The organism is Mesorhizobium vachelliae, from assembly GCF_033977325.1.
GTDB lineage: Bacteria > Pseudomonadota > Alphaproteobacteria > Rhizobiales > Rhizobiaceae > Mesorhizobium > Mesorhizobium vachelliae.
The window spans coordinates 440,021-459,553 of record NZ_JAVIIR010000003.1 but is presented as its reverse complement, the minus strand read 5'-3'; the positions used below and the strand labels follow the sequence as shown (position 1 = coordinate 459,553).

Below are 19,533 nucleotides of genomic sequence, written 5' to 3'. Positions count from 1 at the left end.
TCTACCCCAGCAATGTCAGACGTTCGAGGAAACGCCCCTTCCCGGCATGGCGCTCACGGATCGACTGAAGCCGGAGACGGAATTCCTCGGTGCTGCCCTCTCTTTCTGCAAGCACCGACAGATCGGAAAGAAGCGCCGCCGCCTTGTCGTAACCGGCGGGGTTGCGCCGCCCGATCTCGATCTCGACCTCTCCCCAGACGTTTTCACCCCGCTGACGAAGGGCCTCGAGCCTAACGTCGCGGGCCTTCGCAGCCGCTTCCGCTTGCAATCGCCGCTGCGCTTCCGCCAGCTCGGCCTCGGCGCGCTTGCGGGCAAGGCGAATTTCTTCGGCCCGCGCCTGCAGATCCGCCGCTGTGCGCGAAGAGCCAGGCGAGATGGCCGTTTCGGGTTCAAGACGCGCCCGGACAGTGGCCCGCAACTCGGCGGACATATTGGACTCACCGTTGAAAACCCGCATGAGCAGGCCGGTTTTCTCAGCGTTGCTCATCGCCTCGATTACCTGCCGGGCCATTTCCGGCGCCGGGCCATCGGGTGCCGTTGCCGCGCTTCGCTCGGCCGCCGCCTTGACGATATCATGATCGATGCCGAAGAACTCGGCAAACGTTTCGAGCGCCTCGGTCAACGGCCCGATACCCGGCATCGGCTCCGGTTCACCGGGTTCAACCGCGTCGGCTTCGACAGCCATCAGCCAGGTGAGATAGAAAAGCCGAAGATCGCCTGCGAGCAACTCGGCCCGCAACGGCGCCAGGGCCGCGAGCCAGCTCGAGTCTTCATCGTCCAGATATTCGAGCTCCAGCTCGTCGCGCGAGATGCTTATGATAACGTTGTCGCCGGCGTCTTCGAGCATGACGTCGTCGGTCGCGGCGAGGAAGGTGTCTATCCGATCCCGATCGACCAGCCGGGCTGGCAGCTTGATCATCAGGCGGCGCGTGCCCCAGTTGGCGAAATAGAGATGAAGATCGAACCAGCGCGCCATAAGCTCGTCCGGATCGCCCTTGAAGTCTCCCCACTCGTAGGAATTTGTGAAGCTGGTGGCGGTGATCCGGGCCCGCGATGACAGACCGCGAAGCACCTGACGATCCGCGTTGCTCAGAGGACGATCGATCGCCTGGAATTCGTAATATTGGTATTCGCTCATTGTCGCTCTTCAGCATTGACACAAGGCACGGCTAAACGACTGATAGCACGCCGCCGGAGCGGCGCTCCATCGAGGCGAGTGATGAAAAAAGAAGAGCTGGAAAAACTCCTCAGCACCGACAGCGAAGACTTCACGCTCTATCCGATAGACCGCTACCTGCATGCCCTAGCCACCGAGCGGCGGATGCCGGATCTCGCAATCGGCGTTTGCACCATCAGGATCGAGGAGGCCGCCCCTGCGTTGCGGGCGGTTCTCGCAAGGGCCGCCGATGGGGAGGTTCTGTCGTTGGACGACGAGAGGCTTCTTTTCCGGGGCTTGCATATTCTTGGCGGCGCGCGCGACACCGAGGCCTGTCAATCCTTGCTGCGTTTGCTCTGTCGCCCGGGCCGTGAGGTCGATGACCTGCTTGGCGACGCCATCACGGAAACGCTGCCCCGCATCTTCGCGGGCATGTTCGACGGCGATGCCCAAGCTCTTTTCAACACCATCGGCGACCGCAAGGTCGATGAATTCACACGCGACGTGCTGATGAGCGCCGCTGCCTTTCTCACCTGGGACGGGCGCATCGAACGCGACCAGATGCGGCTCTTTCTCGAACGGTTCCATGCCGAGAAAATGGCCGAGAACGAGGAGCATGTCTGGGTCGGCTGGATCGAGGCGATCGCCATGCTGGGATGGCGCGATCTCGCGCCGCTTGTCGATAGCGCATGGAATGAGGGGCGAGTTCCAGATGGCGTGCTGGAGCGACGCGATTTCGAGGAGGACCTTCGAGCAGCCGAAGAGGCGCCGGACGATATCGAGCGATTCAAGAGCAATGATCTCGGCTACATCGACGATGTGATTGAAACGCTGGATTGGTTCCGCCATTGGGAAATCGACGATAGCAATGACGAGGAAGACTGGCAGTCGTCCTCATCGTTGCCATGGACGAGCCCGGAGGAACCGGCGATAAATCCCTTGCGGCATGTCGGTCGCAACGATCCATGTCCGTGTGGCAGCGGCAAGAAATTCAAGAAATGCTGCCTGGCAGACCTGGAATAATGGCGCGCCGCAAGAGGCGCCTCCCTCAGCCCGACCCGCCTGCCTGGTGCGCCGCGATCGCATCCAGAAAAATCTCGCCGAACTCCTTGAGCTTGGCGGCGCCCACGCCGTTCACTTCGGCGAAATCGTCGAGGTCGCGCGGACGGCGCTCGGCCATGTCGATCAGGGTGCGGTCGGAAAACACCACATAGGCCGGAACCTGGCGTTCCTTGGCGAGCCGCAGCCGCAGCGTCTTGAGCGTCGCCAGAAGCGATGCGTCGACGCCCTCGCCATCCATGGCGGAGCCTTGCGCGGCCCGCTTCCTGCCGCGCGCGAGACGGTCCCGGCCCTCGACCCGATACTCGAAAGCAACCTCGCCGCGGCCGAGCGCGCGGCCGCTTTCCGAGATGACGAGGCCGCCATGGCCGTCGGGATCCGGCACCAGGAAGCCGCCGGCGACAAGTTGCCGGATGAGCGACAGCCAGACCGGCTTCCTGTGCATGATGCCGGTCCTGAAGCTGGCGAGTTGCTGATGGCCTCTCGCCAGCACCTTCTCGGTCTCGTGGCCGAGCAGGATGTCGATGACATGGGCGGCGCCGAAGCGCTCGCCGCTCTGCGCCACGGAGGCAAGGATGATGCGCGCCTCGGCGCTGCCATCGGCGCGCGGCGCCTGATTGAGACAGTTGTCGCAATTGCCGCAGGCTTGCGCCTCCTCGCCGAAATAGCCGAGCAGGACCTGGCGCCGGCACTGCGCCGTTTCGCAATAGCCGATCAGCGTGTCGAGCCGGCGATGCGCCCGTCTCTTGTGCTCGGGCGAGGTATCCTCCTCGTCGATGAACATCCGGCGCGTGCGGATGTCGCCAGCGCCGTAGAGCATATGCGCTTCCGCCGCCCGTCCGTCGCGCCCGGCGCGGCCGATCTCCTGGTAATACGCCTCCAGGCTGCCGGGCAGGTCGGTGTGGAAGACATAGGCGACGTCGGGCTTGTCGATGCCCATGCCGAAGGCGATGGTCGCCACCATGACGACACCCGACAGGCTCATGAAGGCGTTCTGGTTCGCCTCCCGCGCCTCCTTGCTCATGCCGGCATGATAGGCGAGCGCGCGCACGCCGTTCTTCTCCAGGAAAGCCGCCATCTCCTCCGTCTTGCGGCGCGACAGGCAATAGATGATGCCGCTCTTGCCCTGGTGGCGCTCGATGAAGCGCAGCAGCTGGCGCTTGCTGTCCTGCTTGGGCTCTATCGCCAGCTTGATGTTGGGCCGGTCGAAGCCCAGCACCAATGTTTCGGCGCGACCGGCAAACAGCCGCGCTTCGATATCCGCGCGCGTGGCCTCATCCGCCGTCGCCGTCAGTGCGATGATCGGCACTTGCGGAAACACAGCGCGCAGTTGCGACAAGTCCTCATACTCGCGCCGGAAGGCCGGGCCCCATTGCGAGATGCAATGCGCCTCGTCGATGGCGATCAGGCCGACATCGAGCCGGGACAGCGCGTCGAGCATCCGCTCCGTCATCAGCCGCTCCGGCGCCATATAGAGCAGCCGCGTCTGTCCGGACGCCGCACGGCGCCAGGCCGCCACATTGGCGTCGCGGTCGAGCGAGGAATTGATCGTGTCGGCGGCCACGCCGGCAAGGCGCAAGGCGGCGACCTGGTCCTGCATCAGCGCGACCAGCGGCGAGACCACGATGGTGAGCCCGCCCTTGACCAGCGCCGGAACCTGGTAGCAGAGCGATTTGCCGGCGCCTGTCGGCATCACCGCCAGCACATGCCGCCCGGAGAGCAATGCCTCGATCACCGTCGCCTGTCCGGGGCGAAAATCGTCGAAGCCGAACACGTCCTTCAGGACGCGCCGCTTGTGATCCTCGGCCCGGATGCCCGCTGCCTGTGCCGGCATCAGGCGGACACCGGACAGAGGGTCGTTTTCGGGATTATATGAAGACCAGCCAAGTGATTCACCGCGTGATGCCTTGGAGTAGCGCAGCCCTCACCAGGCCACAACCGCGCTTTGCGGGAAACTACCGCCTCGCGCCGATGCCGTCATCGAAAAGCCATCGCTGGCTTATCGGCCGGAGAGTTCCGACGGCGTATTCTGCGGTGCTATAACGCCAGGCCGCCTGCTGCCAGCGGCGGTCGACGCAAAAGGAACCTTCGCATGATCGATTCCGCCACGCTCATCACTTACGTCGCGGTCGTGTTCGGCTTCGTCTTCATTCCGGGACCGGCGACCCTGCTCACCGTCGCGCGGGCGACGAGCTCGGGCACGAAGGTCGGCATCGCCACCGGCGCCGGCGTCGCCGCGGGCGATGTGATCCACACGATCATGGCCATCATCGGCATCTCGGCCATCATCGCCGCTTCGGCGATGCTGTTCAGCATCGTCAAATATATCGGCGCGGCCTATCTGGTTTACCTCGGCATCCGCGCCATTCTCGAAAAGGCGCCGGCCGACCTGGCGGGCAGGATGCTGCCCATCTCCGCGGGCAAAGCCTTCCGGCAGGCGATCCTGACCGAGGTGCTCAATCCGAAGACCGCTTTGTTTTTCCTGGCGTTCCTGCCTCAATTCGTGCACCCGCAAGGCGGTTTCGTGATGCTGCAGCTGATGCTGCTCGGCATCATATTCGTCCTGCTCGGGCTCTTCAGCACCGTCGTCTTCGCCGTCAGCGCGGGCGGCCTGGGTTCCTTCCTGCGCCGCAATCCGGCAGTGCTGAAATGGCAAGGCAAGGTTGTCGGCGGCATCTATTGCGCGCTCGGCCTACGCCTGGCGCTGCAGCAGCGCTAGCTATCATCGCGCTGGATCACGTTGCCGTGATCGCCATCGGCTGATTGGCCGATATGCGGACGGGTTTCAAGGGTTGGAGGCTCTGAGGGTTGTTAAACCTATCTTTACCCTGCTGCGGCACCGTTGCACTCCTGCGGCGATGTTTGAGTACCGCGGCGGCGCCATGAGCGCCCAGGCAACAAGCCCGCGCCCGACGGCGCGGGCTTTCTTTTTGGCACTCAGCCCAGGAAATCGGCCCGATAAGGCGCAAAGCTGTCGACCAGCCGCCCGGCCTCCAGCGCCTTGACGCCATGCACCCGATTGGATGGCACGATGAAGCTGCTACCTTTCCCGAGGATCTCCGATCGGCCGTCGATGGTGACCTCGAAGCGTCCTTCGGCGACATAGCTTGCCTGGACATGCGGATGCGAATGCAGCGCTCCGACGCCGCCCTTGTCGAAGGCGAACTCGACCATCATCAGCTCATCGGTGTGCACCAGCACGCGCCGCTTGTTGCCGTCCGGCGTCGGCGCCCAGGCTTTTTCGCCCGCATGGGAAAAGATATCGGTCATCGCTCAGCTTCCGTTCGAAATTGGCAGGAAACGGTCACCGCGCCAGGGCGGAAAGATCGCTCAAGCCCGTCATGCCTTTTGCTTGCCACCAATCGAAGGGTCGGTCGTTCCGCGGCGGCGCGTGCTCACAGGCGATACGCCTTCTTGGCAAGTGTATAGGCCAACTCCCCGGCCAGCTCATGCGCCTCGTCCTCGCGCAACCGATGCTCGGCGACCAGACGCGCCAGGAAGGCGCAGTCGACGCGGCGCGCGACGTCATGGCGCGCCGGGATCGACGGGAAGGCGCGCGTGTCGTCGTTGAAGCCGACGGTGTTGTAGAAACCGGCCGTCTCCGTGGTCATCTCGCGGAAGCGGCGCATGCCTTCCGGGCTGTCGTGGAACCACCAGGCCGGTCCGAGCTTCAGCGCCGGATAAACGCCGGCGAGCGGCGCCAGCTCGCGCGCGTAGCTCGTCTCGTCCAGCGTGAACAGGATGACAGTGAGGTCGCGCTCCAGCCCGACGCAGTCGAGCAGCGGCTTCAGCGCCGTCACATAATCGGTGCGGATCGGGATATCGAAGCCCTTGTCGCGGCCGAATCTCTGGAAAACGGAAGGCGAATGATTGCGCCATGATCCGGGATGGATCTGCATCACCAGGCCGTCGTCACGGCTCATCTTGGCCATTTCGGTCAGCATCTGGGCGCGGAACAGTTTTCGCTCGCGGCCGTCCTCCGAGCCGCGGCGGATGCGGTTGAACAGCTCCTGCGCCGCCGCATCGGAGAGATTGGCGGTCTCGGCGGTCGGATGGCCGTGATCGGACGAGGTCGCGCCGAATTCCTTGAAATAGGCGCGCCGCTTCCGGTGCGCCTCGATATAGCCGGCCCATGTGCCGGTGTCGCATCCGGTGATCTCGCCGAGCCGGTCCAGATTGGCCGAGAACCCTTCGAAATCGGGATCGACCACGGCGTCCGGCCGGTAGGCGGTGACGACACGGCCGCCCCAGCCGCTGTCGCGGATCATGCGGTGCCATCTGAGGTCGTCGAGCGCGCCCTCGGTCGTAGCGATCACCTCGATGTTGAACCGCTCGAACAGCGCGCGCGGGCGATAGTCGTCGCGCTGGAGCAGCGTGGCGATGGTGTCGTAGTGACGATCGGCGGCGGCCGCGGTCAGCGGTTCGTCGATGCCGAACAGATGCTCAAGCACGTGGTCGAACCAGAGCCGCGTCGGCGTGCCGCGGAAGAGGTAATAGTGCTCGGCGAAGCGCCGCCAGATCGCGCGGCCGTCGGTCTCGACGGGCGAGCCGTCGAGCGTCGCCACGCCAAGTTCCTCTAGCCGCACGCCCTGGCTGAACAGCATGCGGAAAATGTAATGGTCCGGCACGATGAGCAGCTGCGCGGGGTCCGGAAACGGCTCGTTGAGCGCATACCAGCGCGGGTCGGTATGACCGTGCGGGCTGACGATGGGCAGGTCCCGAACCGAGGCATAAAGCGCGCGTGCGAGCGAAAGCGCGCGCCCCTCGGCGGCGAACAGCAGATCCGGATCGGTCAATGCGGCCATGTCGATCCCTCCTCCGGCGATCCACCGGTAGGGTCCGGGAGAAATGCTGTCAACACATGGAGAGCCGCGCCCCTTACGCGTGCGCCGGCCATTGTCGGCGCCGGCGGCGGGTGCTACGCCGCCACCCATCTTGCCGTCGTCACGGGCGGCCTGGCCGCAAGCGATTGGAGACTTCACAACCGATGAAGAAGCGCCTGTCGAACATGACGATTGCGAATGTGCCGGCCGCCATCCCGCGCTATCCCCGCCGCGCCGTCGCGCCCGGCATCGTCCATCTTGGTGTCGGCGCCTTTCACCGTGCCCACCAGGCCGCCTATGTCGATGCCTGCCTGGAGGGCGGCGAAAGCGATTGGGGCATCGTCGGGGTCTCGCTGCGCAGCCCGGACACGCGCGATGCGCTCAAGCCGCAGGACGGGCTCTACACGCTGGCGATCCGGGACAGCGCCGGCGAACAGCTGCAGGTGATCGGCTCGATCCAGTCCTTGCTCGTCGCTCCGGAGAACCCTGGCGCAGTGCTCGCCGCGCTCGCCGACCCGCGCATCCGCATCGTCACGCTGACCATCACCGAAAAAGCCTATCTCAGGGCGGCCGACGGCAGGCTCGACAGCACTCACCCCGACATTGTCCACGACCTCGCCAACCCCGGATCGCCGAAGACGGCGCATGGGTTTCTCGCCGAGGCGCTCGCACGCAGGCGCGCCGCCGGCACGCCGCCTTTCACCGTGCTCTGCTGCGACAACCTGCCGGCCAACGGCGCCACGCTGCACCGGCTGTTGATCGAGTTCGCGAAGCTGCGCAATGCCGACCTCGCGCGCCATGTCGCCGACGAGGTCGCCTTCCCGTCGTCCATGGTCGACCGCATCGTGCCGGCGACGACGGACGCGGACCGGGCGCGCGTTGCGCAACAGCTCGGCCTCGAGGACGCCTGGCCGGTGATGACCGAGCCGTTCCGGCAATGGGTGATCGAGGATCGCTTTCCCGCCGGGCGGCCGGCTTGGGAGCAATTCGGCGTCACCATGGTCGAGGATGTCGGCCCGTTCGAGGATATGAAGCTGAGGCTGCTCAACGGCGCGCATTCCGGCATCGCCTATCTCGGCCTGCTCAGCGGCCACGCCACCGTCGACCGCGCCTTTGCCGATCCGTCGATCCGGCAATTCGTGGACCGGCTCTGGGCTGAGGCCATTCCAACGCTGCCGCAGGATGCCGGGCTCGACCCGATCCCCTACACGGCCGAGCTCGCCCAACGCTTTTCCAACACGGCGCTCGCCCACCGCACCGCGCAGATCGCCAATGACGGCAGCCAGAAGCTGCCGCAGCGCATCGTCGTTTCCGCCCTTGCCCGGCTGGAGGCTGGTCTGCTGCCGGAACATCTGTCGCTGGCTGTCGCCGCCTGGATCGCCGCCTGCGCCGCGCGCGGCGGTACTTTGCCCGAGGGCCATTTCACCGATCCGCTCGACGCCGCCCTTGCCGACGTGTTCGGCCGCAACCTGCCGACAGCGGAGATAACGGCCGCCGTGTTCGATCTCGCCGGCTTTGCCAACGGCCATGCGGAGCGACAGAAATTGATCGAGCTTGTCGCCACGCATCTGGTCCATTTCAAGCAGGGCGGTCCGAAGCTGGCGTTCGCCGCGCTCGGCATTGGCAATGAACCGCCCAGGCTCGCCGAGTAGCTACTCGCCCGCCGATCCGTTCACGACCTGCCGCGCGGCATAGTCGGACCCGTTCGAATTCCAGAACAGGCGAACCGCCTTGCCGACCAGGTTTGCATAAGGCACCGTGCCCATGGTGAAGCGGCTGTCGGCGGAATTGTCGCGGTTGTCGCCGAGCATGAAATATTCTCCCGCCGGGACCACGATTTCCGGCATGTCGTCGCCGACCGAGCTCACATCATAGTCGATCACCAGATAGGAGACGCCTTCCGGAAGCGTTTCGCGCTGCAGCCGTGCCGAGCGTATGTCTTCGGTCGAATAATCGCCGAGATCTTCGAGCTTGACGGCGGCACGGTTGATGTAGAGCCGCCCGTCGATCATCTGGATGCGGTCTCCCGGCATGCCGACGATGCGCTTGACATAGTCCGTTTCCGGATCGCTGCGCGGCCTGAACACCACCACATCGCCCCGTCTCGGCGGGCTGCCGAGGACCCGGCCGCCGACCGGCAGCAGTCCGAAGGGGACACTGTAGCGGCCATAGCCATAGGCGTATTTGGAAGCGAAGAAATAATCGCCCAGCTGAAGCGTCGGCTCCATGCTGGCGGAGGGCATCGAGAAGGGCTGGAACAGCAATGTGCGGATCGCGAGCGCCGCGCCATAGGAGGTGAGAGCGACCAGGATCAGCACCCAGAACCCGTGCGCGTACCACTTGTCGGGCCTGAAACGCCGCGCGAACGGAACGACGATCGCCGCCGACAGGATCGCCAAGCCGGGCCCGGCGAAATCGACAAGCCAGGCCAGATTGGTGCTTGGGAAAACCGGCAGCCCGACATAGCAGACCGCAATCGAGGCCAGGCTGGCGACGATCAGCCAGACGATCGCGGCACGGCCGGCACCGATCCACAGGAAACCGCCGAAAGGCCCACCGAACAGCGACACGAGCGCTGTCGACCATCTCGATCGCGAGCCTTGTTCGTTGGACATCCGGCGGCCTTCTCACAAGCAGCGCGGACTGTCTCGCAAACGCAAAATGGGGGCAAACAAAAAAGCGGGGCAAGCCCCGCTCTTCAATTGAAGGTCAGAAGCGACTTTGTCAGGCCGGCAACAGCGCGCCTTCCAGCGTGGTGAGCTGGGCGAGGAACTGCTCGGCGTGGCTGCGCGCCATGTCGTCCTTGGCGTCGGCGGCGTCTTCCTTGGCGTCTTGGATGCGACGGGCAAGGTCGGCGCGGTCGATGTCGTTCACATGAACGGCCGATTCGGCAAGCAGCGTGCAGCCGGACGGCAGGATGTCGGCGAAGCCGCCGAACACGACATAGCGGTCTTCCTTGCCGGATGCGGCCTTCACCGTGACGACGCCAGGCTTGATCGTCGTCATGACCGGCGCATGCTGCGCCATCACCGTCATCTCGCCTTCGGCGCCCGGAATGACGACCGACTCGACCTGCTCGGAAACGAGCAGCCGCTCCGGCGAGACCAGTTCGAACTTGAAAGCTTCAGCCATTATCGTATCCGCTCAACCCATTCGGGCGGCACCCACACGAAATGTATGGTTGCCGATGGACCCAGAGAGCTGGTGATCTCCAGCTGACCGAGTTCTTCGTGCCACTCTTCCACGGTCCACTCTCGACCGGTGAGAGCGTTTAGCTCTGCGACATCTTCCTCTGGCAGACCCGAAAGGAACTCATCACTGAGCCGAAGAAGACGGACCCGATCACCAGAAGCAAATTCGGGTCCGCTAATTGTCATTAGGCCGCTTCGGCTGCCAGGCGCTGTGCCTTCTCGACCGCCTCGTCGATGCCGCCGACCATGTAGAAGGCGGCTTCCGGCAGGTGGTCGTAGTCGCCGGCGCAGAGGCCCTTGAAGCCCTTGATGGTGTCGGCGAGGTCGACGAGCTTGCCCGGCGATCCGGTGAACACTTCGGCGACGAAGAACGGCTGCGACAGGAAGCGCTCGATCTTGCGGGCGCGGGCAACCGTCTGCTTGTCCTCTTCCGACAGCTCGTCCATGCCCAGGATGGCGATGATGTCCTGCAGCGACTTGTAGCGCTGAAGGATCGACTGCACCTGGCGGGCGACCTGGTAGTGCTCCTCGCCGACGACCATAGGGTCGAGCATGCGCGAGGTGGAATCCAGCGGATCGACGGCCGGGTAGATGCCCTTTTCCGAGATCGCGCGGTTGAGCACGGTCGTGGCGTCCAAGTGGGCGAAGGAGGTCGCCGGCGCCGGGTCGGTCAAGTCGTCGGCCGGAACGTAAATGGCCTGCACCGAAGTGATCGAGCCCTTGGTCGTCGTCGTGATGCGCTCCTGCAGCGCGCCCATGTCGGTGGCCAGCGTCGGCTGGTAGCCCACGGCCGAGGGAATACGGCCAAGCAGCGCCGACACTTCCGAGCCCGCCTGGGTGAAGCGGAAGATGTTGTCGACGAAGAACAGCACGTCCTGGCCCTGGTCGCGGAAATATTCGGCGACCGTCAGTCCGGTCAGGCCGACGCGGGCGCGCGCGCCCGGCGGTTCGTTCATCTGGCCGTAGACGAGCGCTGCCTTCGAGCCCTGGCCGCCGCCCTTCTTGTTGACGCCCGATTCGATGAACTCGTGATAGAGGTCGTTGCCCTCGCGGGTGCGCTCGCCGACGCCGGCGAACACCGAGAAGCCGCCGTGCGCCTTGGCGACGTTGTTGATCAGCTCCTGGATCAGCACGGTCTTGCCGACGCCGGCGCCGCCGAACAGGCCGATCTTGCCGCCGCGGGCGTAAGGCGCGAGCAGGTCGAGAACCTTGATGCCGGTGACCAGGATCTGCGCTTCCGTCGACTGGTCGACATAGGCCGGAGCCGGCTGGTGGATGGCGCGCAGCTCGACGGCGTCGACCGGACCAGCCTCGTCGACCGGCTCGCCGATGACGTTGATGATGCGGCCGAGCATGCCGGGACCCACCGGAACCGAGATCGGAGCGCCGGTGTCATAGACGTCCTGGCCGCGGACCAGGCCTTCGGTCGAGTCCATGGCGATGCAGCGCACGGTGTTCTCGCCGAGATGCTGGGCGACCTCGAGCACCAGGCGGTTGCCGACATTGTCGGTTTCCAGCGCGTTCAGAATGGCCGGCAGGTGATCTTCGAACTGCACGTCCACGACGGCGCCGATGACCTGGCGGACCTTGCCGGCGGCGCCGACGCGCTTGGCCGCAACGCTGGCCGCGGAAGCCGCGGCCTTGGCCGGAGCGGCCGCCTTCTTCGCCGGAGCGGCGGCCTTCGCGGCTGCTGCCGGGGCCTTTGCCGCCTTCGGGGCCGATGCCTCCTTGGCCGCGGTCTTCGGGGTAGCTGCTTTCGCCATCGTCTTTGCCCTTTTCGTCTATCCGTTGTTCACGCCGCCGCGAGGTCTCGGACCCCGCTTGCGCGTGCCTAGAGCGCCTCGGCGCCCGAAATGATTTCGATCAGTTCCTTGGTGATCTGCGCCTGCCGCTGGCGGTTGTAGGTGATCGACAGCCTGTTGATCATGTCGCCGGCATTGCGCGTCGCATTGTCCATCGCGCTCATCTTGGCGCCCATCTCGCCGGCAGCGTTCTCCAAAAGCGCCCGGAAGATCTGCACGGCGATGTTGCGCGGGATGAGGTCTGAGAGGATCTCGCCCGGCTCCGGCTCATATTCGTAGACGGCGCCGCCGCTGTTGCCACCTTCGGCCGCAGCCGAAGCCTGGGCCGCCGGGATGATCTGCTGCGCCGTCGGGATCTGGCTGATCACCGACTTGAACTGCGAATAGAACAGCGTGCAGATGTCGAAGCCGCCCTCGTTGAAGAGGTGGATGACCTTGCGCGCGATCGCATCGGCATTGACGAAGCCCAGCGTCTTGACCTCGCGCAGGTCGATGCGCTCGAGGATCAGCGAAGCATAGTCGCGGCGCAGGATATCGTAGCCCTTCTTGCCGACGCAGATGATCTTCACCTGCTTGCCGTCGGCCAGCAGCCGACGGATGTGGTCACGGGCAAGACGCGCGATCTGCGAGTTGAAGCCGCCGCACAGGCCGCGCTCGGCGGTGCAGACGATGAGCAGATGCACGTCGTCCCGGCCGGTGCCCGTCATCAGCGCCGGGGCATCGCCGCCGCCGCCGATCGCCTGGGTGATGTTGGCCAGAACCGCGCCCATGCGCTCGGAATAAGGTCTGGCTGCTTCCGCCGCTTCCTGCGCGCGACGCAGCTTCGCCGCGGCGACCATCTGCATCGCCTTGGTGATCTTCTGCGTCGCCTTGACCGAGGCGATACGGTTACGAAGGTCTTTTAACGAAGCCATGCTTCAAACCTGATCCCGTCCAGCTTCGTTCAAGCGAAGGTCTTGGCGAAAGCGTCGATCTCGGCCTTGAGCTTGGCGCGCAGATCGTCCGACAGCGCCTTCTCCTTGCGGATGCCGTCGAGCACGTCCTTGCCAGCCGAGCGCATGTGGCTGAGCAGGCCATGCTCGAACTTGCCGACCTGGTTGAGCGGCAGCTTGTCGAGATAGCCGTTGACGCCAGCGAAGATCACCGCGACCTGCTCTTCGGTCTTGAGCGGCGAGAACTGCGGCTGCTTGAGCAGCTCCGTCAGGCGCGAACCGCGGTTCAAGAGACGCTGCGTGGCGGCGTCGAGATCCGAGCCGAACTGCGCGAAGGCCGCCATTTCGCGGTACTGCGCGAGCTCGCCCTTGATCGAGCCGGCGACCTGCTTCATCGCCTTGACCTGCGCCGACGAGCCGACGCGCGACACCGACAGACCGACGTTCACCGCCGGGCGGATGCCCTGGAAGAACAGGTTGGTCTCGAGGAAGATCTGGCCGTCGGTGATCGAGATCACATTGGTCGGGATGTAGGCCGACACGTCGTTGGCCTGCGTCTCGATGATCGGCAGCGCGGTCAGCGAACCGTTGCCGTTGTCGTCGTTGAGCTTCGCGGCGCGCTCGAGCAGGCGCGAATGCAGGTAAAAGACGTCGCCCGGATAGGCTTCGCGGCCCGGCGGGCGGCGCAGCAAGAGCGACATCTGGCGATAGGCGACGGCCTGCTTCGACAAATCGTCATAGCTGATGAGGGCATGCATGCCGTTGTCGCGGAAATACTCGCCCATGGTGCAGCCGGCGAACGGCGCCAGGAACTGCATCGGCGCCGGGTCGGACGCGGTGGCGGCGATGATGATGGAGTAATCGAGCGCGCCGCGCTCTTCCAGCACCTTGACGAACTGGGCGACGGTCGAGCGCTTTTGGCCGACGGCGACGTAGACGCAGTAGAGCTTCTCCTTCTCCGGGCCGTTGTCGTGCACCGACTTCTGGTTCAGCATCGTGTCGAGGATGATGGCGGTCTTGCCGGTCTGGCGGTCGCCGATGACCAGCTCGCGCTGGCCGCGGCCGACCGGGATCAGCGCGTCGATGGCCTTGAGGCCGGTCGACATCGGCTCATGCACCGACTTGCGCGGAATGATGCCGGGCGCCTTGACGTCGACGCGGCGACGTTCGGTGGCCTTGATCGGGCCCTTGCCGTCGATCGGGTTGCCGAGCGCGTCCACGACGCGGCCAAGCAGGCCCGGGCCGACCGGAACGTCGACGATGGCGCCGGTGCGCTTGACGGTGTCGCCTTCCTTGATGTCGCGGTCGTTGCCGAAGATGACGACGCCGACATTGTCGGCTTCGAGGTTCAGCGCCATGCCGCGGATGCCGCCCGGGAATTCGACCATCTCGCCGGCCTGGACATTGTCGAGGCCGTAGACGCGGGCGATGCCGTCACCCACGGACAGAACCTGGCCGACTTCGGAGACCTCGGCCTCCTTGCCGAAATTCTTGATCTGGTCTTTCAGAATTGCGGAAATTTCCGCGGCGCGGATGTCCATCAGCCGACCTCTTTCAGTGCAAGCTTGAGCGAATTGAGTTTGGTTTTGAGCGACGTATCGATCTGGCGCGAGCCCATCTTGACGATCAGGCCGCCGAGCAGCGACGGATCGACCGTCATGGCGATGGCCACGTCCTTGCCGGCGATGCTCTTCAGCGTCGCCTTGAGCTCGGTCTGCTGCGCGGCCGTCAGCGCATGCGCAGAAGTGACCTCGGCGGATGCCTCGCCGCGATGCTCGGCGGCGATCTGGCGGAACGCCTTGATCATGCCGGGCACCGCGAACAGGCGGCGGTTCTTGGCGACGACGCGCAGGAAGTTGCCGACGAGACCGGTAATGCCTGCCTTGTCGACGATGGCGGCGATGGCCTTGGCCTGGTCCTCGCTTGAAAACACCGGGCTGTTGATAAGCCGCGAGAGATCGTCACTGCCGTTGAGCAGCGCCTCGAAGCCGGCGAGGTCGGCTTCGACCTTGGCGACGGAATTTTCCTGCAGCGCGAGCTCGAACAGCGAGCCGGCATAACGCTCTGCGACAGCTGAGATTGGCGATGACGATTGGGCCACGGACCGTCTTTTCTCTTGTCTGACAGGCCGCAGATTGTTGGCGCGAGCGAAAACTCTGGCTAAATCTTTGACCTTACTGCATTTTTCCAAGCACGGAGGCGCGGCTTCCGCTATCCCCGGTCGAAAGTCGATTGCCGTCTAGCACAGGCTTTTTAAGACCGCAATGCATCGTCCGGCATGGTTTTCAGGCACTTTTGTCGCATCACGCAGCGAAGGCCAAGCCCAAGCGCCGAATTCACGGCACGAAGCCGAAGGCAAAGGCCAGCGGCAGCGCCGCCAGCGCCAATTCAACCACGATCGAAACCCAGTTGAAAGGGGTGTTGGCGCCGTCCGACATCATCGACAAGAGCCGGCCAAAGGCGGTGAACAGCCAGGAGAAGCCCAGCGCCATATAAAGCAGCGGCTGCGCGAGCAGAATGCAGCACAGGCTGACGCCGAGATAGAAGCCCGACATGCGGCCGCGTCCCTCGGCGATCGCCGCCGCTTTCTCCGGCCTTGGCTGCAGACGCAGGACGCGAAACGCAAGCCCTGGCGCAAAGAACAGGAACAGGCCGAGGGCCAGGGTCACGACGGCGCTCGACCAAGCCAGCCACTCACCCTGGCTCGCGGGCCACGGAAATGCGAAGTCCATAAAATCCCCCTTCTTATTTCTTGTTCTGAAACACAGGCATTCTAGCGAGGGAATGAAAGCGCGCCAGAGGATGGCGGGCACATTAGGAATCGCACATCAGGCGAGCGCGAAATCGACCGCGGCCTCGGCATGGATGCGCGTCGTGTCGAAGACCGGAACGTCGAAATCGCTTTGGCCGATCAGCATGGTGATCTCGGTGCAGCCCATGATGACGCCGTCCGCCCGCTCGTCGCGCCGCATCCGGCCGACCTCGTCGAGATAGGCGGATTTCGATTCGCCTTTGACGATGCCCTGGCAGAGCTCGTCATAGATGACCCTATGCACCATGTCGCGGCCGGCCTGGTTCGGCACCACTGGCTCGATACCGTATTTGTCGGCAAGCCGGCCCTTGTAGAAATCCTGCTCCATGGTGAAGCGCGTCGCGAGCAGCGCCGGCCGCTTCACGCCCGCGGCGACAACGGCGCGCCCAGTTGCGTCGGCAATGTGGATGAGCGGGATCGAGATGGCCGCCTGCACCGCGTCGGCCAATTTGTGCATGGTGTTGGTGCAGATCACCAGGCCCTCGGCGCCGCCGGTCTCCAGCCTGCGCGCGGCTTCCACGAGAAGGCAGCCGGCGCCTTCCCAGTCGCCTGCATGCTGCCGTTCGGCGATCTCGGCGAAATCGAAGGACCACAGGAAGAGCTTGGCCGAATGCAGCCCGCCCAGCCGCTCGCGCACGATCTCGTTGAGCAGGCGGTAATAGATCGCCGTCGATTCCCAGCTCATGCCGCCGATAAGGCCAAGGGTTTTCATAAGCGGGCACTCCGTTGGGACTGTCACTCTCGCTTATAGGAAGCTCTGCGGGTCGATGTCGACCTGCACCCTGACCGAGCCGCGCAGCTTCGGCCCGTTCGCCAGCATGGCCCGGATAAAGCCCTGCATGTCGGCGCGCCGCTCGCCCTGGATCAGCAGGCGGAAGCGGTGACGGCCGCCGATCAGCGACAGCGGCGCCTCGGCCGGTCCGAGCACGAAGAGATCGGAAGCTTGCGCCGCCGCCCGTCTCAATCCCCGCGCATGGCCCTCTGCCTCGCCCCGTGTCGCGGCGCTGATGATGATGCCGGCGAGCCGGCCGAAGGGCGGCAGCGCCGCGCGTTCGCGCTCGGCGATCTCGCGCTCGTAAAAGGCTTCCGAATCGCCGGAAACGATCGCCCGCATCACCGGATGGTCCGGCTGGTAGGTCTGCAAGAGGCCAAGGCTCTTCTTGCCGGTGCGGCCGGCGCGCCCGGTCACCTGGCTGAGCAGCTGGAAGGTGCGTTCGGCGGCGCGCGGATCGCCATTGGCCAATCCCAGATCCGCGTCGACCACGCCGACCAGCGTCATGCCGGGAAAATTGTGCCCCTTGGCGACGAGCTGTGTGCCGATGACTATGTCGGCCTCGCCATTGGCGACGGCCTCGAGCTCGAGCCGTAGCCGGCGCACACCGCCCAGAAGGTCGGACGACAGCACGATGGTGCGGGCATCGGGGAAATGCGCCACCACTTCCTCGGCGATTCGCTCGACGCCTGGGCCGCAGGCCACGAGGTGATCGAGCGTGCCGCATTCCGGGCAGGCCTCGGGCCGCCGCTCATTGTGGCCGCAATGATGGCAGACGAGCTGGCCGCGAAACCGGTGCTCGACCAGCCAGGCCGAGCAGACCGGACAGCCGAAGCGGTGGCCGCAGACGCGGCAAAGCGTCAGCGGCGCATAGCCGCGCCGGTTTAGGAACAGCAGCGACTGCTCTTGTCTCTCCAGCGTGCGCTGCATCTGTTCAAGCAGGACCGGCGACAGGAAGCCGCCCCGCGCGGGCGGCGCGCGCCGCATATCGATCGACTTCAGGTCGGGGAGCGCTGCATCGGCAAAGCGCGAAGACAGCACCGCGCGCTGGTAGCGGCCCTGGCTGGCATTGACCCTGCTTTCCACCGACGGCGTCGCCGAGGCGAGCACGACCGGGAAGCCGCCGATATGGCTCCGCACCACCGCCATGTCGCGCGCATTGTAGAAGACGCGGTCCTCCTGCTTGTAGGCGGGGTCATGCTCCTCGTCGACGACGATCAGGCCGAGTTCCTTGAACGGCAGGAACAGCGCCGAGCGCGCGCCGGCGACGACGCGCACGCCGCCTTCGGCCACCTGTCGCCAGACCCGTTCGCGCATCCGGGGCGGCAGGTCGGAATGCCACTCCGCCGGCTTGGCGCCGAACCGGTCCTGGAAACGTTCGAGGAAGGCATGGGTCAGCGCGATTTCCGGCAGAAGGATCAGCACCTGCCTGCCCTTGTCGAGTGCCGCCGCCACCGCCTCGAAATAGACTTCCGTCTTGCCGGAGCCGGTGACGCCGTCGAGCAGCGTGACGTTGAAGGCATCGGCGGCGACCGCGGCGCGCAGCATCTGCGCCGCCGCTTTCTGGTCAGGCATCAGCTCCGGCACCGCGTGAGCGGGGTCGGGCGCCGCCACCACGGGACGCGGGGGGATCATCACCGTCTCGAACACGCCCTGTGCCCGCAAGCCGTCGATGACGGTCGAGGACACGCCCGCCGCATGCGCGAGCCCCGAACGCGTCCAGGCGAGGCCACCCTCCGCGGTTTCGAGCACGCGCCTCCGCGCGTCGGTCAGCCGGTCGGGCTCGGCGAGGGTGCGCTGCAGTCCCTCGATCCAGGGCTCCGGGTCGAAGGCTTCGGGGGCTCTGAGCAGCATGCGGGCCACCATGCCGGGGGCAGAGAGCGTGTATTGCGCGATCCAGTCGACGAAGCGGCGCATCGCCTTGTCGATCGGCGGGCAGTCAAACACCTCCTCGATCGGGCGCAATTTCCTCGCATCGACGGTTTCGACCGCGCCGTCCCAGACGATGCCGGCCACCTGCCGAGGCCCGAGCGGCACGCGCACGATCGAGCCCGGCACCACGCGCATGCCGGGCGGCACGGCGTAGGTGTAGGGCCGTTCGGCGGGCATCGGCACTAGCACGGGCGCGGCTGCGACAAAGGGCGAATCTTCGATCATCAGGCGTGACCTTGCCCTGACTTTGGTCTAGATCAAAGGGGACCCTCGCACATGCCTGGCGCCTGCCAGGCGATCCCCAAGGAGACAGCCATGAAGTTTTTTGTCGACACCGCTGACATCAAGGAAATTAAGGAGCTGCACGATCTGGGGCTTCTCGACGGCGTCACCACCAACCCGTCTCTGATCCTGAAATCGGGCGGCAAGATTTCCGAAGTCACCAAGCAGATCTGCGACATCGTCGAAGGCCCGGTCTCGGCCGAGGTCGTCGCGACCGAGTACAAGGACATGATTGCCGAGGCCAAGGTGCTGGCCAAGATCGCGCCGAATGTGGCCATCAAGGTTCCGCTGACGCTGGACGGCCTCAAGGCCTGCAAGACCATCCGCACCGAGATGAACCGCATGGTCAACGTGACGCTCTGCTTCTCGGCCAACCAGGCGCTGCTGGCCGCCAAGGCCGGCGCCTCTTTCATCTCGCCCTTCGTCGGCCGCATCGACGACACCGGCTCGGACGGCATGGAGCTGATCTCGGAAATCCGCACCATCTACGACAATTACGATTTCAAGACCGAGATCCTGACCGCCTCGGTGCGCACGGTGAACCATGTCAAGCAGGCCGCGCTGATCGGCGCCGATATCGTCACCGCGCCGCCGGCGACGCTGAAGGCGCTGGTCAACCACCCCCTGACCGACAAGGGCCTCGCCGCCTTCCTCGCCGACTGGGCCAAGACCGGCCAGAAGATCGGCTGAGGCGGGTCCTCCGTCAGAAACTAAAAAAGGCCGGGCGACCGGCCTTTTTTAGTTTCAAACGGTGCGAAGGTGTCGAGATTCA

17 protein-coding genes are annotated in these 19,533 nt (G+C 65.1%); 4 read left to right on the top strand and 13 right to left on the bottom strand.

Annotation, left to right across the window (positions count from 1 at the left end; translation table 11 throughout):
- Nucleotide 1: 1 nt before the first annotated feature.
- Nucleotides 2–1,138 carry a hypothetical protein gene (locus RFM41_RS09115; RefSeq protein WP_320247300.1) on the bottom strand — a complete coding sequence of 379 codons (1,137 nt, stop codon included), beginning with the start codon at nucleotides 1,136–1,138 and terminating at the stop codon, nucleotides 2–4.
- Between the two features lie 81 nt (nucleotides 1,139–1,219).
- Between RFM41_RS09115 and RFM41_RS09110 the strand changes: the two genes are divergently transcribed.
- Entirely contained in the window at nucleotides 1,220–2,179 is a 960-nt protein-coding gene (locus tag RFM41_RS09110) for a DUF1186 domain-containing protein (RefSeq protein ID WP_320247303.1), read from the top strand.
- A 25-nt stretch (nucleotides 2,180–2,204) separates the two neighbouring features.
- Here RFM41_RS09110 and recQ read toward each other — a convergent pair whose 3' ends face one another.
- Nucleotides 2,205–4,049: a DNA helicase RecQ gene (gene recQ, locus RFM41_RS09105; protein WP_320247306.1), complete on the bottom strand. Its 1,845-nt coding sequence runs from the start codon at nucleotides 4,047–4,049 to the stop codon at nucleotides 2,205–2,207.
- A 258-nt stretch (nucleotides 4,050–4,307) separates the two neighbouring features.
- On the opposite strand from recQ, the gene RFM41_RS09100 reads away from it, so the two are divergent.
- The gene (locus RFM41_RS09100; RefSeq protein WP_320247308.1) at nucleotides 4,308–4,934 is read left to right on the top strand and encodes a LysE family translocator; all 627 of its coding nucleotides are present in this window, start codon (nucleotides 4,308–4,310) and stop codon (nucleotides 4,932–4,934) included.
- Between the two features lie 218 nt (nucleotides 4,935–5,152).
- On the opposite strand, the gene RFM41_RS09095 is transcribed toward RFM41_RS09100, so the two are convergent.
- Entirely contained in the window at nucleotides 5,153–5,485 is a 333-nt protein-coding gene (locus tag RFM41_RS09095) for a cupin domain-containing protein (RefSeq protein WP_320247310.1), read from the bottom strand.
- A gap of 125 nt (nucleotides 5,486–5,610) precedes the next feature.
- Nucleotides 5,611–7,020 (bottom strand): glucuronate isomerase, encoded by a 1,410-nt coding sequence (uxaC, locus tag RFM41_RS09090; RefSeq protein ID WP_320247313.1) that lies wholly within the window; start codon nucleotides 7,018–7,020, stop codon nucleotides 5,611–5,613.
- 182 nt (nucleotides 7,021–7,202) lie between these two features.
- Here uxaC and RFM41_RS09085 point away from each other — a divergent pair, with 182 nt between their 5' ends.
- Complete coding sequence (locus RFM41_RS09085) at nucleotides 7,203–8,690, top strand: mannitol dehydrogenase family protein (protein ID WP_320247316.1); 1,488 nt, start codon at nucleotides 7,203–7,205, stop codon at nucleotides 8,688–8,690.
- Here RFM41_RS09085 and lepB read toward each other — a convergent pair whose 3' ends face one another.
- From lepB to RFM41_RS09040, 9 genes are all read right to left on the bottom strand, one after another.
- On the bottom strand, nucleotides 8,691–9,653 hold the full coding sequence (gene lepB / locus RFM41_RS09080; RefSeq protein ID WP_320247317.1) for a signal peptidase I: 963 nt from the start codon (nucleotides 9,651–9,653) through the stop codon (nucleotides 8,691–8,693). It abuts the gene before it with no gap.
- 109 nt (nucleotides 9,654–9,762) lie between these two features.
- Entirely contained in the window at nucleotides 9,763–10,170 is a 408-nt protein-coding gene (locus RFM41_RS09075; RefSeq protein WP_320247319.1) for a F0F1 ATP synthase subunit epsilon, read from the bottom strand.
- A gap of 244 nt (nucleotides 10,171–10,414) precedes the next feature.
- Nucleotides 10,415–11,992, bottom strand: coding sequence for a F0F1 ATP synthase subunit beta (gene atpD, locus RFM41_RS09070; protein ID WP_320247320.1), 1,578 nt, complete (start codon nucleotides 11,990–11,992; stop codon nucleotides 10,415–10,417).
- Nucleotides 11,993–12,060: 68 nt separating this feature from the next.
- Nucleotides 12,061–12,945: a F0F1 ATP synthase subunit gamma gene (locus tag RFM41_RS09065; RefSeq protein WP_320247321.1), complete on the bottom strand. Its 885-nt coding sequence runs from the start codon at nucleotides 12,943–12,945 to the stop codon at nucleotides 12,061–12,063.
- Between the two features lie 29 nt (nucleotides 12,946–12,974).
- Nucleotides 12,975–14,504: a F0F1 ATP synthase subunit alpha gene (gene atpA / locus RFM41_RS09060; protein WP_320247323.1), complete on the bottom strand. Its 1,530-nt coding sequence runs from the start codon at nucleotides 14,502–14,504 to the stop codon at nucleotides 12,975–12,977.
- Nucleotides 14,504–15,064: a F0F1 ATP synthase subunit delta gene (locus RFM41_RS09055; protein WP_320247325.1), complete on the bottom strand. Its 561-nt coding sequence runs from the start codon at nucleotides 15,062–15,064 to the stop codon at nucleotides 14,504–14,506. The genes atpA and RFM41_RS09055 overlap by 1 nt, the downstream gene beginning before the upstream one ends.
- Before the next feature lie 235 nt (nucleotides 15,065–15,299).
- Nucleotides 15,300–15,695 (bottom strand): AGROH133_08824 family phage infection protein, encoded by a 396-nt coding sequence (locus RFM41_RS09050; protein ID WP_320247328.1) that lies wholly within the window; start codon nucleotides 15,693–15,695, stop codon nucleotides 15,300–15,302.
- A gap of 96 nt (nucleotides 15,696–15,791) precedes the next feature.
- Entirely contained in the window at nucleotides 15,792–16,487 is a 696-nt protein-coding gene (locus RFM41_RS09045; RefSeq protein ID WP_320247330.1) for an aspartate/glutamate racemase family protein, read from the bottom strand.
- A 33-nt stretch (nucleotides 16,488–16,520) separates the two neighbouring features.
- On the bottom strand, nucleotides 16,521–18,704 hold the full coding sequence (locus RFM41_RS09040) for a primosomal protein N' (RefSeq protein WP_320247332.1): 2,184 nt from the start codon (nucleotides 18,702–18,704) through the stop codon (nucleotides 16,521–16,523).
- A gap of 90 nt (nucleotides 18,705–18,794) precedes the next feature.
- Between RFM41_RS09040 and fsa the strand changes: the two genes are divergently transcribed.
- Entirely contained in the window at nucleotides 18,795–19,451 is a 657-nt protein-coding gene (gene fsa / locus RFM41_RS09035; RefSeq protein WP_320247334.1) for a fructose-6-phosphate aldolase, read from the top strand.
- Nucleotides 19,452–19,533: the final 82 nt, after the last annotated feature.